Below are 12,863 nucleotides of genomic sequence, written 5' to 3' on the forward strand. Positions count from 1 at the left end.
CCCGGCGGATCGGACGCGAGACGTCGGGAGCGGCGCGGCCGCGCACGCGTCGGCCAAACCACGCACCACGCGCCGGGTCAACGGAGATCGCCGCCGGCGCGCGACGGCTCAGGCGAGCGCGCGGCGCGTCGCCTGCCCGAGCCAGCGCACGGGGGGCGCGAGCGGCGGGCGCGCATAGCCGAAGGTGGCCATCTGCGTACCGAGGCCGGCGTCGAGCACGGCGCGCCAGAGGAGCGGCAGGCGCGTCCAGCGCTCGTGCACGTCGCCCGCGGAGAACGAGCTGCCGCGGCCCTCGCCGGACGCGATCACCGCGCGCTGCGCGTCGCCGAACCCGTGCCCGAGGTCGCGGACGAGATCGTGCACGGCGCCGCGCTCGGCGACGAGCTCCTCGTAGACGACCCAGAAGCAGCGCGCGCCCGACGTCGCCTCGAACTCGCGATAGTGGGCGTAGCGCCGCGACCAGCGCGTCGTCTGCCGCACCAGCGCGGGCAGCGTGCCGGCGCCACCCGGCATGCGCCGGTGCGAGGCGAAGGTGTTGAGCGGGTTGCGCACGACGAACGCGAAGCGCGCGTCGGGCCAGAGCGCGTGCAGGAACGCCAGCGTGCGGTCGCCGGGCTCGGCGCCGTAGCGGATCTCCTTGAAGCCCCACACGCGCTTGCCCGGCAGGCCCTCGGGCACGAAGAGCGTCTCCAGCATGCGGCGGAACGCGACCGGCCACTCGGCGGGGCCGAGCCACGTCATCCACGCCTGCCACGACGAGGCGGCGGCCGAGTCGCGCAGCACCTCGGCGAGCGGGCGCGCGTGCTCGAAGAGGTTCGGCGTCGCGAGGCCGCCGAAGTAGGCGTCGGCGAGCGGCCGCACGATGCCCGCGTGCTCGCCCCAGACGAGGACGTCGTCGTACGAGTTGAGCACGCGCTGGAGCAGCGTCGTGCCGCTGCGCGCGTGCCCGAGGACGAAGACGGGGCCCGCGCTCACGACGCCCTCCACAGCCCGAGGCGATGGCCCGGATGCAGCGGCTGGAGCGCGACGGCGCGTCCGTAGCCGGCGCGGGCGGCGTCGCGCTCGCCGCGCTCCAGGCGGCGCCGGGCGACGCGCGACCACTGGCGCGCGATCATCGCCCGCACGCGCCGCGCGCCGATCGCCGCGACGACGTCGGGCGGCAGGTCTTCCAGGATGCGCGCGATGTCCTCGCGCGTGCCGAGGAGATCGGCGCTGGTGTTGGTCGGGTGGCGGCGCCAGTGGAAGCCGGTGCGGTCGACGAAGGCCGCGCGGCAGCGCGGCAGCAGGCGATAGCCGTAGGCGATGTCGGGCTGCACCGGGAAGCGTGCGTCGAACGGGCCGGCGGCGTCGAAGGCGCGGCGCGGGACGAGCGCGCCCTGCCAGTAGATCGGGAAGCCGGCGAAGAGATCGGCGACGCCGACGCGGCGGCCGTCGCAGCGCGCGGCGATGCGATCCGGGACGACCGGGCTGCCATCCTCCATGCGGGCGCCGTTCTGGAACACGGCGTCGAACTCGGCGTGCGCGGCGAGCCACGCCCGCGCGACGGCGAGGCGGTCGGGCGCGGCGACGTCGTCGGCGTCGTGGAAGGCGATCCAGTCGCCGCGCGCTTCCGCGAGGCAGAGGTTGCGGGCGGCCGGCAGGCCGGCGTGGCGTCCCGGCACCACGCGCAGGCGCTCGCCGTACGCCGCGAGCACCGCGGGCGTGTCGTCCGTCGAGCCGTCGTCGACCACCACGAGCTCGTCGCCCGGCTCCAGCTGCGGCAGGATGCTGTCGAGCGACGCGCCGAGCCACGGCCCGCAGTTGTAGGTCGGGATCAGGACCGAGATCATCCGCGTTGCCGGGGCACCGTCTCGCACGCGGTCGCGCGGGGCGCAATCGCGCCGGGGCCACGAGGCCCGGTTTGACCGCGGCGGCGAGCCCTCGCTAAACGCGCGACCCATGGCTGCACTCCCGCTTCCGTCCGGCGCCCTCGCGGGCATTCGCGTCATCGACATGAGCCATCAGGCCGCCGGCCCGTGGTGCACGACGCTCCTCGGCGACATGGGTGCCGACGTCATCAAGGTGGAGAAGCCCGGCCGCGGCGATTCGATCCGCTACGCCGACCGCTCCGGCCGCCTGCCGCCCGAGATCGGCGGCCCGAACTTCCAGGGCCTCAACCGCAACAAGCGTGCCTGCACCGTCGACATCTCGAAGCCCGCCGGGGTGGCGCTGCTGCAGCGGCTCGCGCGCGACGCCGACGTGCTGGTCGAGAACTTCCGCCCCGGCGTGATGGACCGGCACGACCTCGGCTGGGAGCACCTGCGCGCGATCAACCCGAAGCTCGTCTACTGCTCGATCACCGCGTTCGGGCCGCGCGGGCCGCTCGCGCAGAAGCCGGGCATGGACCTCATCGTGCAGGCGACCGGTGGCGTCATGGGGCACACGGGCGAGGAGGGCGGGCCGCCCATCAAGTCGGCGCCGCCGGTGGCGGACATCACGACGGGCGTCTATGCCGCGCTCGCGGTGACGTCGGCGCTGGTCGCGCGCGGGCGCACCGGCGAGGGCCAGCACGTCGAGGTCGCCATGCTCGACGCCGTCGTGTCGCTCTTCGCCGACAACGCCTGCAACGTGCTCACCGAGGGCACGCGCTTCCCGAAGTTCGGCAGCGGGCATCCCGACCTGGTGCCGTACCAGGCGTTCCCGGCGAGCGACGGCTGGTTCATCGTCGCCTGCCTCACCAACGCCTTCTACAAGCGCCTGTGCGTGGCGCTCGAGCGCAACGACCTCCTCACCGATCCACGCTACGCGACCAACCCGGCGCGCGTCGAGCGGCGGGCGGAGATCGTCGGCGTGCTGAGCGACATCTTCCGCGCGCAGCCGGTCGACCACTGGATCGCGCTGCTCGAGCACCACGACATCCCCGCATGCCGCGTGCAGCGGCTCGAGGAGATCCTCGCGCACCCGCAGATCGCGGAGAACGGCCTCGTGGTCGAGTACAGCGACGAGAAGCGCGGCCGCATCGGGCTGCTCGGGCCGCTGCTGCACATGTCGGGCACGCCGACGGCGTTCACGCGCCCCGCGCCCGGCCTCGGCGAGCACACCGACGAGGTGCTGCACGAGTTCGGGCTCACCGACGCGGAGATCGCCGAGCTGCGCGGCGCCGGCGTCGTCTGAGCCCGCGCGGTGCCAGGCGCGGCACCGTGCGCCCGCACACTGTGCCGGCGGTGGCGCAGCGCGTGCCCTGTGGTGCGCCATCGGGCCTACCCGATCCAAGTGAGTGGCGCCCCGGAAACGCAGCAGGCAGGCAGCCGGCGGGATGCGAGACGCCGCGGTGCGGTCGCTGCCGGCGTCCTCCGGGCCACGTCGTTCGGAGGCGAGCTGGCGGGCGCCGTGCGGGATGCGCGGCGGCGCCGCCGCGGGGATGGCGGGCTGCCTGCACGCGGCCGTCTGCGTGTCTCCGACTGCGAACGAGCACGTTCGGGCCTACCGCGAGCACGGCGCCGTGCTCGGGCGGCGTGCACTGCTGATCGCTGGCGGCCTCAGCCTGCTGCTCTCCCTCGTGTTCACCGCCGTCCACGACCGGCAGTTCGACGCCGACGTGTACGCCCATCTCCTCCATCTCCGCATCGCCCACGGGCTCGGGCTCGGGGTGATCGTGGCCGCGGCGCTGTGGACCGCGTGGGGCCGGGCGCACGTCTGGGCGCTGGCTTTTCTCGGCACCATGCTCGGGACGGCAATGGTCCTCGCGATGATGCCGTGGAGCGGTGGCCACGCGAGCCCGTACTTCGGCGGGCTCGGCCTGGTGATGCTCGGATCGGCCCTCTTCTACCCGTCGCCCGCGCGCTGGACGATCGCCTCGGTGATCGCGATCCCGCTGGCGTACGTCGGCTTCGTCGCCTGGGTGCCCGGCAGCGCGGACGTCGTGGTGCGCAACCTCGTGGGACTGGTCGCGACGGCGCTCATCGCACTGGCGGCGGCGTTGCCGCGCGAGCGACTCCGCCGCCGCGAGTTCGTCGCGCGCCGGGAGGCCGAGCTGGCGCGGAGCACCGCCAACCAGGCGCTCCTGACGGCGCGGCGCGAGGGCGCCGTCACCGCGGGGCTGTCGTGCGCGGGTCGTGAGATGTTGGAGCTGTCGCAGCCGGCGCTCGTGGTCGACCGCCTCTGCACGCTCAGCACGACCCTGCTCGCCGCCGACGCCGCCGTGCTGCTCATTCCCGCGGCGCCGGCGGGCGGCTGGCGGGTCACCGCCACGACGCGGCAGCCGGAGGGCGCACCGGCGGTGGGCGCCGAGCTGGATCGCGCGGTGATCGACCCCCTGCTGCCCGCGCTCCAGCGCGGCGCCGTGATCGCGTGCACCGCCGCATCCCACGCGGGTCTGCTCGCGAAGCTCGCGGCGGCGTCGGCGCTGGCGTTCGCGCTCCGCGACGGCGGGCGCGTGGTGGCCGTTCAGCTCGTCGCCTTCGCCGAGCTGACGATCCCGCCGGCATGGCCGGTGCGCCGCCTGGCCCGCGGGCTCGGCAACCTGGGCTCGCTGGCGCTGGCGCGGGCCCACGTGCTGCGCGACCTGACGGCGAGCCGCCAGGCGGCCGAAGCCATGCTCGCGTCGCTGTCGCACGAGTTGCGAACCCCGCTGAACGTCATCCTCGGCTTGTCCGAGATGGCGACCGAGACCGACGACCTGGCGGAGGCGCGCGAGCTGATCGGCGGCGTGCGGCGCGCCGGCGAGCGCCTGGCGTCGCTGGTGTCCGACCTGCTGGCGGCACGCGACGTGTCGGGCGGGCCGCTGCGTGTGGTGCCCGTGCCGCTGCTCGTGCGCGAGCTCCAACGGGCGACCGCGGGGCTGCGCCCCGCGCCGGGTGTACGCCTCCGGTGGCCGTCGCGCGTGCCGGCGCTGGCGGTGCGTTGCCATGCAGGCGAGCTGACCGGCGCGCTGTCCTACCTCCTCGTAAACGCCGTGCAGTTCACGCGTCACGGTCTCGTGGCGCTGGAGGTCGAGCGCCGCGGGCGGACCGTGCGCTTCGTCGTGCGCGACACCGGTGTCGGCATCGCGCCGGAGGATCGCGAGCGCGTCTTCGAGCTGTTCCGCCACGGCGAGAGTCGGGAAGAGCAGCTCGGGCTCGGCGTCGGCCTCTACGTCGCGCGCCGGACGATCGAGGCGATCGGCGGCGTGCTCGAGGTCGAGAGCACGCCGGGCGTGGGCTCGGCGTTCACGGCCGTCCTGCCGCTGGCGACGTCTCGCGAGGCGGGGCCGGCGGCCGACGACCGGGCCGCCTGACCGCCCGTGGGCCGAGCCGGCGGGTGCCCCGCGGTCGCCACCCCTGGCCAGCGCAGGCGCGGGGCTGGTAGAGCCGTCGGCCCATGACGCCCATCGATCTCGGCTCGACCCACCTTCGCGGCGCCCGCGCCGGCGGCGTCCTGCGTGTCGTCCTCGACCGGCCCGAGCGCCGGAACGCCTGCACCATCGAGATGTACCACGGCATCAAGAAAGCCGCCGTGCTCGCGGAACGCGACCCGGAGGTCGACCTGCTGGTGCTCACCGGGAGCGGCGACCACTTCTGCGTGGGCGGCGAGATGGGGGGCCGGCACGAGGGCGGGCAGCCGCTCGACCGCGAGACCGACGGCCTCGATCTGACCCCGTTCGTGCAGCTCGAGCGCTGTCCGAAGGTCGTCATGGTGGCGATCAACGGCATGTGTCAGGGCGGCGGGCTCGTGATGACGCTCATGAGCGACGTCGCGGTCGCGTCGGATCGCGCCACGTTCCGCGTGCCCGAGCTGCTGCGCGGCGTCGCCGACTGCTACCTCGGCGCGCGCCTCGCCGCCCGCGTCGGCATGGGGCGGGCGAAGTGGCTCCTTTTCACCGCGCAGCCGTTCACCGCCGCCGAGGCGTTGGCGATGGGCCTCGTCTCCCGCGTCGTGCCGCACGATCGCCTCGAGGCGGCGGTGGACGAGACGATCGGATGGATCCGCCAGACCGCTCCCGGCGCCCGCACCGCGCTCAAGCGCGACCTCAACCGCAGCCTGCCGCGCATCGACCTCGAGATGTTCGCGGAATCGCTGCGCGGTCCCGAGGTCCAGGAGGGGTTCCGGGCGTTCGTAGAGAAGCGGCCTCCGTCGTGGGCCCCGCGCGCCAGGAGCTAGCGCGCCGTCGTTCGGTCGACACCGAGATGCGCGGCGAGGCTGCACGCGCCCGCCTCTCACCGGAGGCGTCCCCGGCTTCGCGACCTGACACTGGTTCGTGTCGGGAGCGACCCGGGTCCGGGGCGCGGTCGCGATCGTGGCGTCCCGCACCGGTGCGCCGGCGCGCCGCAGGACCGGGCGAGGCGGATGGCCATGGCGGTGTCCTCCTGCCGCCGCGCGGCACACGGCGCCCCCTCGGGGAAGGGAGCCGGCCCGACGTCCGGGGCGGCCCGCGCCTTGACGAACGTTCGTTCATTTCAGTAAGCCACCCGGACGTTGTCCGTCCGCGCCGAACGAACCCGCATGGCCACGCCGACCCCACAGCCGACGCGCGAGGCCATCCTCGATGCGGCCGAGCGGCTCTTCTCGCAGCACGGGGTCGACGGCGTGGCGGTGCGCGACCTGGCGCGCGAGCTCGGGCTGACGCCGTCGAGCCTCTACAACCACTTCCCCGGCAAGCAGGCGCTGTACGAGGCCGTCCTCGAGCGCGGGCTGCGGCCGATCGTCGAGGTGACGGCGGCGTCGTGGAAGGGCGAGATCCGGCGCGACTCCGTGGCCGGGACGCTCGACGTGCTGGTCGCGCACCTGGCCCAGCACCGGCACCTCGGACGGCTGCTGTACCGCGCGCTGCTGGAGGAGAAGGGCAGCGTGCAGCAGCTGCTGAACCGCTGGCTCGCGCCGCTCTACAGCGAGGGCGTGAACGTGGTCGAGAGCGCCGCCGAGGCCGCGGGCTGGGAGGGGGACGAGGTCGCGCACCTCGCGCTCGGCCTGTTCGGGCTCGTGTTCGCCTACTTCGTGAACGGCGAGGCGCTGCGCCGCTTCGGGCCGTGGCCCGCCGATCCGTCCGATCCCGAGCTGCTCGCCGCGCAGCGCCGCTTCCTCGAGAAGGCCATCCTGCGACTGATCGGTCCGCGCCCGCGCGGCGCCGCCGATCCCAACCGACGAAGGACTCCCAATGGCTGACGTGGCCGGGCACGGCGCCCGCATCACCGACGAAGGCATCGCCCGCATCCGCGAGCGCATCGGCAAGGGCTTCACCAACCGCCGGCCGTGGCGCACCGAGGTGACGCGCGACGCCGCGTATCACATGGCGCTCGGCATCGGCGATCTGTCGCCGCTCTACCACGACGAGGCCTACGCCAGGCAGACGAAGTGGGGCGGCCTTCTCGCGCCCTACATCATGATCCAGACCTTCGACACGCTGCGCTCGGTCGGCTCGAGCGGACTCCCCGAGGGTCTGCCCGGCGTGCACTCGATCTGGACCGGCTCGCTCTACGAGTGGAAGCGCCCGCTGAAGGTCGGCGACGCCGTCACCGCGAGCTCGTACCTCAAGTCGGTCGAGGAGCGGCAGAGCAAGTTCGGCGGCGGCCGCTCCATCTACCAGACCTACGAGGCGGTCTACACCGACCAGAACGGCCAGGACCTCGGGCTCCGCAACGACACCTGGATCCGCATCGAGCGCCACAAGACCGCCGAGACGAAGAAGTACGGCGAGATCGGGCTCGCGCAGTGGACCCCCGCCGACGTCGAGCGCTTCATGGCCGAGTACGCCGCCGAGACGCGCGCGACCGAGCGCTTCTGGGACGACGTCGCCGCCGGCGACGAGCTGCCCCAGCGTATCAAGGGCCCGCTCACGCCGACCGCCGAGATCGCCTTCGAGTCGCAGCTCGGCATCTACTTGGTCGGCAACCAGGTCGCCGCGAAGCTCTACGCCAAGCACCCGAAGCTCTTCATCACCAACGAGCAGGGCGTGCCGGAGCCGCCGCAGCGCGTGCACTGGGACAACGCCTTCACGACGCGTCTCCTCGGCCTGCCGGGCGCCTACGACCTCGGGCCGGAGCGCTGCGCCTGGCTGATCCAGGTCATCACCGACTGGATGGGTGACGCGGGGCACCTCGCGAAGCTCGAGTGCCGCTATCTCAAGTTCAACTACATCGGCGACGTCACGTGGATCCGCGGCCGCGTCACGGAGAAGTTCGAGCGCGACGGCAAGACGCTCGTGAAGTGCACCGTCGAGTGCGTGAACCACCGCGACGAGGTGACGGCGGCCGGCACCGCCGAGGTCGAGCTGCCCCGGCGCTGAGACGACGTCAGCCGACTTGCACGGCGGGGGAGGTGAGGACCTCCTCCGCGGCGCCCGTGACGACCGTCCACGCGGCGTCGCGCGTGGCGCGATAGGCGGCGCGGGTCTCCGCGATCGCCTGCAACGAGGCCGCGGTCTGCTCGTCGGCGACGGCCGCGACCCGCAGGCGTCGGGCGCGTGCGGCGGTGAGCGCTTCGGCCACGAGGCGCATCGCGCCCGGTGCCAGCGTGTGCAGGGCCGTCAGGTCGACGATCATGCGGCGGTGTCCCGCCTGCGCCAGCGTCTCGACGGTACGCTTCATCGCGTCGCCGAGCACGGCGAACGTCGTGGACGGCGGCCACGGCAGCACGACGACGGGGACGCCGTCGAACGTCTCGACCACGATCTCGGGCGCCGCCGCCCCGGTGCCCGGCGCGCCGAGCACGCGGCTGATCTCGCGATCGAAGCGGTCGCGCGTGATCGGCTTCACGAGGTACCCGCTCACGCCGAGTGCGCCGATCGCGGCCACCATGTCGCGTGACGCGAGCGCCGTCGTCATGATGACCGGCGTGGCGCGCAGCTGCGGATCGTCGTTGGTGCGCAGCACCGCGAGCACGTCGTGTCCGCTCAGGGCGGGCAGCATGATGTCGAGCAGCACGAGGTCGGGCCGCTGCTCGCGGATCAGACCCAGGCCGCTCTGGCCGTCGCCCGCCTCGTGGATGCGGCATCCCCAGCGGCGTAGCAGCGCGACGTACAGCGCGCGGATCCCTTCGGTGTCTTCGACGATGACGACCTGTCTGGGCATCCCGATCCTCGTGGACCACCCCACGTCCGCCCCGCCGCCTCGGCTCGGTGCAACTGCGATGCCATGGGATACACAACGCGGGCGCGGCCCCCGCACGTCGCCGGTGGCACACCGGGTGGCACACCGGGTGGCACACCGTGTGCCACGGGTGCCTTTCTAGTCCCGCCGTCCGGCGGGTCCCGGCGTGTCACTGCGGCGCCGGGGTCGCCGGAATGCCGCGCGATGCGCGTCGGGTGGCGGACGACGGTGGCGGCGGCGCTGCTCGTGGCACGGGCCGCGGCGGCTGCGCCCTACGGGGGAGCCCCGGCAGGCCGCACGGCCGATCGACGCGGTGGGCCTCCACGCCTACGCCGACGACGCGCGCGACGTGAAGGCGCAGGTGCGCCGGACAGGTGCGCCGGATACGTTCGCGCGTGCGCACGGTGTCGCCGAGTTGTGGATGACCGGTTCGGCTTCGGCACGCCCGGTCTCGGTCCGCGCACGGGTGCCGCCGGTCGGCTGGCCGCCGCCCGCGGGAGGACCGCGCAGCGCACGAGATCTCCGGCGCGTCGCGCACCGCGTCGACACGGCACGTGTCTGCACGTGTCTGCACATGTCTTGCACGCCGCGACGAGCGCGTGTTAGCGACCGCCCCCAGCAGCACACGCGTCGTCGCGGGAGCTCGACGCTCCCAGGGAGGGTGGTCGATGCCCGTTCGTTTGCTCGCGTTGCTCGTGGTCCTCGTGCTGGTGCGTGCGGTCCCTGCCGGCGCCGGCACGGTCGATGGACGCGAGTGGCCGCCCGATCCGAGCAAGTACGCGCCCGCGGGCACCGAGGTCGCGCCGGGACTCAAGATCGGCGACACCCTCGATCAGAGCAACGCGCAGACGGCGAAGGATCTCCTGCCGCCCGAGGTGCTCTCGCACTTCGAGAAGAACGAGTACCAGAACCCGATCGTCTCCTGGCCCGAGGGCATCATCCATTGGGATCAGTCGTTCGACGCCGCGACGAAGGAGAACGCGGCGGGACGGTTCCGCGTCGACGAGCAGGGCGCGATCATCGACGCCGCCACCGGAAAGATGCCCGAGTACGTCTACGGCATCCCGTTCCCCAACGTCTCGCCCGACGACCCGCAGGCGGCGCTGAAGGCGCTGTGGAACAACTTCCACGTCTACTGGAACACGGGCAGCTACAACTTCAACGCGCAGATCGTCTGGGTGGCACCGACCGGCGTCGACCGCATCTCGCTCCAGGACGTCTACTTCCAGTACTACGAGAACCAGAATCCGCGGTATCGCGTGCCGAACCCACAGGAGTTCTCGTGGCAGTCGCTCGCCGCCGCGAAGACCCCCGCCGACCTCCAGGGAACGGTGGCGCTCAGCTACCGCTACCGCGATCCGGCCAAGCGCGACTCGGTGTGGACGTACGTCCCGGCGCTGCGCCGCGTGCGCGCCGTGAGCCCGTCGAACCGCTCCGACGGCTTCCTCGGCTCCGACCTGAGCCAGGACGACGGCAACTTCTTCGACGCCAAGCCCGAGGACTTCAAGTGGAAGACGGTCGGCGTGAAGGAGGGGCTGCGCTTCGTCGATCCGCTGTCGATCAAGGGTGAGGGCGGGGCGCTCCAGTGGGTGCCGTCCGGCGGCTACCGCCAGGTGTGGGACAAGGGCCTGCCGTCGGCCGGGTTCCAGAAGGAAGGGTGGACGGGCATCGCCTGGGCGCCCGTGAGCGCGGCGCTGGCCAAGCGCAAGTTCCTCGTCATCGAGGGCGTGCCGAACGACCGCTACTACCTCTACGGCAAGGTCGAGCTGTGGATCGACACGGAGTCGTGGATCGGCGCCTTCAACCGCAAGTTCTCGTGGAAGGGCGAGGCCCTCAACACGTACCAGGTCGACGGCTACCTGAATCACCCGACCCAGAACCCCGACGGCGAGTACGACTGGTTCTGGAGCTCGCAGCACGCCTGGCAGTGCGCGGAAGCGCTGAAGCACAACCGCGCGACGCTCGCCGGCCTGCGCCAGGACATGACGCTGCCGTTCGACCGGCGGGTGAAGCACAACACCGGCCAGCTCTTCGACGTCAACACGCTCAGCCGGTTCGGCAAATAGGCGGTCCCGGCGCGGGTTGCACATCGCGCACCCTCTCGGGATAGTGGGCGGGCGATGCCCGATGTCCACGACCGCCTGGTCCGCTGCTTCGCCACCGTGCTGCCCGCGCTCGACCCGGCCCAGATCGCCACGGCGGTGCTGGGCGAGGCCCCGGGGTGGGACTCGCTCGCGACGATCAACCTGATGCTCGTGATCGAGGAGGAGTTCGGCGTGCAGCTGTCGCTCGACGAGCTGCCCGACCTCACGTCGTTCGCGCGCATCAAGGCGCACCTCGAGAAGGAAGCCGCCGCCTGACCGACGCGGTCGACCTGCGGCTCCACCACGTCGGCATGCTGGTGGCGGACGTGGCGGCTGCCGCTCCCGGGTATCTCGCGCGCTTCGGCTACGTCGAGCGCACGGGCGTCATCCACGATCCGACGCAGACCGCCCACGTGCAGTTCCTGCACCGTCCGGGTGAGCCGTTCTACCTCGAGCTGGTCGCGCCCGACGGCCCGCAGAGCAAGCTCGCCAACGCGCTCGCCAAGGGCGGCGGTCTGCACCACGTCTGCCACAGCACGCCGGACATCGACGCCGCCGTCGCCCATCTGCGTGCCCAGCAGATGCTCCTGGTCCTGAAGCCGACGCCGGCCGTGGCGTTTGACGGGCGTCGTATCGCCTGGCTCGCCGGTCGCGATCGCCTGCTCCTCGAGCTGGTCGAGCGCGGGCCGGAGGGCAGCCTCTGAAACGGGTCGAGTTCGAGCCGCAGCTGTTCCCGCTGCTCGACGCGACGCTCGCCCCGGTGGCGCCGGGCGAGGCGCTTCGCCACCGCCCGTTCGTCGAGCACTTCTACCTGAGCCACCCGTCGTGCCGCCTGCACCTGCTGATGGCGGACGACGGCTCGATCGCCGGCATCCTCGGCATCGCCCGCATGCGCTTCGAGTGGAACGGCGCGGAGCTGACGATGGCGTTCGGGGCCAACTTCCACGCGCTGCGCCCCGGCGCGGGCGGGCTGCTCTATCTCCACTGGACGCGCTCGGCCCCCGTCGGTCTCGTCTTCGGGGGCAGCACCGACGCGCATCGCATCTACCGCGAGCAGAAGTGGGTCTACTTCCCGGGGGCACGCGTGATGATGCTGAACCCCGAGCCGCTCCAGCGCCCCGGCGATCCGCTCTGGCGGCGCGTCGCGCGGCAGCTGCGGGCGCGCGTCCAGCGCAAGCCGATCGGTCGCTACGGCGTGCGACTCCCCGCTGCGGCGCGCGGCGTGACGGTTCGCGAGGAGGCCCGCTGGGACGAGGCGCTCCTGCCGCGCCGCTCGCCGTTCGCCCTACGCTATGCGCCGCCGCTCGACGAGCTCACCTGGCGCTATGCGCTCGATCTGCCCCACGTGCGCTACCGTCTGTTCCGCGTCAGCCGTGACGGCACGCCGTGCGGGTACGTCGTGCTCCAGGACCGGCCCGAGCGCATCCTCGTCGCCCACGCCGACGGCGAGGATCCCGGGGCGCTCGCGGGGGGCATCGTGCGGGCGGTGCTCGCGGTCGGCGGAACGGATCGCACCGCGCGCAGCGTGGTCCTGGCCAGCACGTGCCCGACGATGCGCGAGGTGTTCCTCGACGTCGGCTTCCGGGTCCGCGCGGAGCGGCCGCTCGCGATGCGGGCGTTCCGCCCGTCGCAGGCGCTGCCGGCCGATCCGGGCGGCTGGCTCGTGAGCTTCGATTGGGGCGACAACGGGCTGCGCACCCCGTTCCTCGACCAGCCCGCCGTCCCTGCGTGAAGTTTT

12 protein-coding genes are annotated in these 12,863 nt (G+C 73.0%); 9 read left to right on the forward strand and 3 right to left on the reverse strand.

Features of this window, described 5'->3' with window-relative positions:
- Positions 1-108: 108 nt before the first annotated feature.
- Entirely contained in the window at positions 109-975 is an 867-nt protein-coding gene (locus tag KIT14_15690) for a sulfotransferase (protein MCW5891966.1), read from the reverse strand.
- On the reverse strand, positions 972-1,829 hold the full coding sequence (locus KIT14_15695) for a glycosyltransferase family 2 protein (protein MCW5891967.1): 858 nt from the start codon (positions 1,827-1,829) through the stop codon (positions 972-974). Before KIT14_15695 ends, KIT14_15690 begins: the two co-directional genes overlap by 4 nt.
- A 109-nt stretch (positions 1,830-1,938) precedes the next feature.
- Here KIT14_15695 and KIT14_15700 point away from each other — a divergent pair, with 109 nt between their 5' ends.
- From KIT14_15700 to KIT14_15720, 5 genes are all read left to right on the forward strand, one after another.
- Positions 1,939-3,153: a CoA transferase gene (locus KIT14_15700; GenBank protein MCW5891968.1), complete on the forward strand. Its 1,215-nt coding sequence runs from the start codon at positions 1,939-1,941 to the stop codon at positions 3,151-3,153.
- 277 nt (positions 3,154-3,430) lie between these two features.
- Entirely contained in the window at positions 3,431-5,254 is a 1,824-nt protein-coding gene (locus KIT14_15705) for a HAMP domain-containing histidine kinase (protein MCW5891969.1), read from the forward strand.
- Positions 5,255-5,337: 83 nt separating this feature from the next.
- Positions 5,338-6,117: an enoyl-CoA hydratase/isomerase family protein gene (locus KIT14_15710; GenBank protein ID MCW5891970.1), complete on the forward strand. Its 780-nt coding sequence runs from the start codon at positions 5,338-5,340 to the stop codon at positions 6,115-6,117.
- Positions 6,118-6,459: 342 nt separating this feature from the next.
- Complete coding sequence (locus KIT14_15715) at positions 6,460-7,119, forward strand: TetR/AcrR family transcriptional regulator (GenBank protein ID MCW5891971.1); 660 nt, start codon at positions 6,460-6,462, stop codon at positions 7,117-7,119.
- Positions 7,112-8,239 (forward strand): MaoC family dehydratase N-terminal domain-containing protein, encoded by a 1,128-nt coding sequence (locus tag KIT14_15720; GenBank protein ID MCW5891972.1) that lies wholly within the window; start codon positions 7,112-7,114, stop codon positions 8,237-8,239. Before KIT14_15715 ends, KIT14_15720 begins: the two co-directional genes overlap by 8 nt.
- Before the next feature lie 7 nt (positions 8,240-8,246).
- On the opposite strand, the gene KIT14_15725 is transcribed toward KIT14_15720, so the two are convergent.
- Positions 8,247-9,023: a response regulator gene (locus KIT14_15725; GenBank protein ID MCW5891973.1), complete on the reverse strand. Its 777-nt coding sequence runs from the start codon at positions 9,021-9,023 to the stop codon at positions 8,247-8,249.
- Between the two features lie 686 nt (positions 9,024-9,709).
- Between KIT14_15725 and KIT14_15730 the strand changes: the two genes are divergently transcribed.
- From KIT14_15730 to KIT14_15745, 4 genes are read left to right on the forward strand one after another with little or no spacing between them, the layout of a single operon-like run.
- Positions 9,710-11,107 carry a DUF1329 domain-containing protein gene (locus KIT14_15730; protein MCW5891974.1) on the forward strand — a complete coding sequence of 466 codons (1,398 nt, stop codon included), beginning with the start codon at positions 9,710-9,712 and terminating at the stop codon, positions 11,105-11,107.
- 54 nt (positions 11,108-11,161) lie between these two features.
- Entirely contained in the window at positions 11,162-11,401 is a 240-nt protein-coding gene (locus KIT14_15735; protein ID MCW5891975.1) for an acyl carrier protein, read from the forward strand.
- A gap of 35 nt (positions 11,402-11,436) precedes the next feature.
- On the forward strand, positions 11,437-11,829 hold the full coding sequence (locus KIT14_15740; GenBank protein MCW5891976.1) for a VOC family protein: 393 nt from the start codon (positions 11,437-11,439) through the stop codon (positions 11,827-11,829).
- A gap of 56 nt (positions 11,830-11,885) precedes the next feature.
- Entirely contained in the window at positions 11,886-12,857 is a 972-nt protein-coding gene (locus KIT14_15745) for a hypothetical protein (protein ID MCW5891977.1), read from the forward strand.
- Positions 12,858-12,863 lie beyond the last annotated feature (6 nt).

The sequence above is a fragment of the bacterium genome, from assembly GCA_026129405.1.
Lineage (GTDB): Bacteria > Desulfobacterota > Binatia > DP-6 > DP-6 > JAHCID01.

Excerpts from the sequence above, each read along its gene's own strand:
- KIT14_15695 (MCW5891967.1), bottom strand. The coding sequence starts at position 1,829 with ATGATCTCGGTCCTGATCCCGACCTACAACTGCGGGCCGTGGCTCGGC.
- KIT14_15700 (MCW5891968.1), top strand. The coding sequence starts at position 1,939 with ATGGCTGCACTCCCGCTTCCGTCCGGCGCCCTCGCGGGCATTCGCGTC.
- KIT14_15710 (MCW5891970.1), top strand. The coding sequence starts at position 5,338 with ATGACGCCCATCGATCTCGGCTCGACCCACCTTCGCGGCGCCCGCGCC.
- KIT14_15715 (MCW5891971.1), top strand. The coding sequence starts at position 6,460 with ATGGCCACGCCGACCCCACAGCCGACGCGCGAGGCCATCCTCGATGCG.
- KIT14_15720 (MCW5891972.1), top strand. The coding sequence starts at position 7,112 with ATGGCTGACGTGGCCGGGCACGGCGCCCGCATCACCGACGAAGGCATC.
- KIT14_15725 (MCW5891973.1), bottom strand. The coding sequence starts at position 9,023 with ATGCCCAGACAGGTCGTCATCGTCGAAGACACCGAAGGGATCCGCGCG.
- KIT14_15730 (MCW5891974.1), top strand. The coding sequence starts at position 9,710 with ATGCCCGTTCGTTTGCTCGCGTTGCTCGTGGTCCTCGTGCTGGTGCGT.
- KIT14_15735 (MCW5891975.1), top strand. The coding sequence starts at position 11,162 with ATGCCCGATGTCCACGACCGCCTGGTCCGCTGCTTCGCCACCGTGCTG.
- KIT14_15740 (MCW5891976.1), top strand. The coding sequence starts at position 11,437 with ATGCTGGTGGCGGACGTGGCGGCTGCCGCTCCCGGGTATCTCGCGCGC.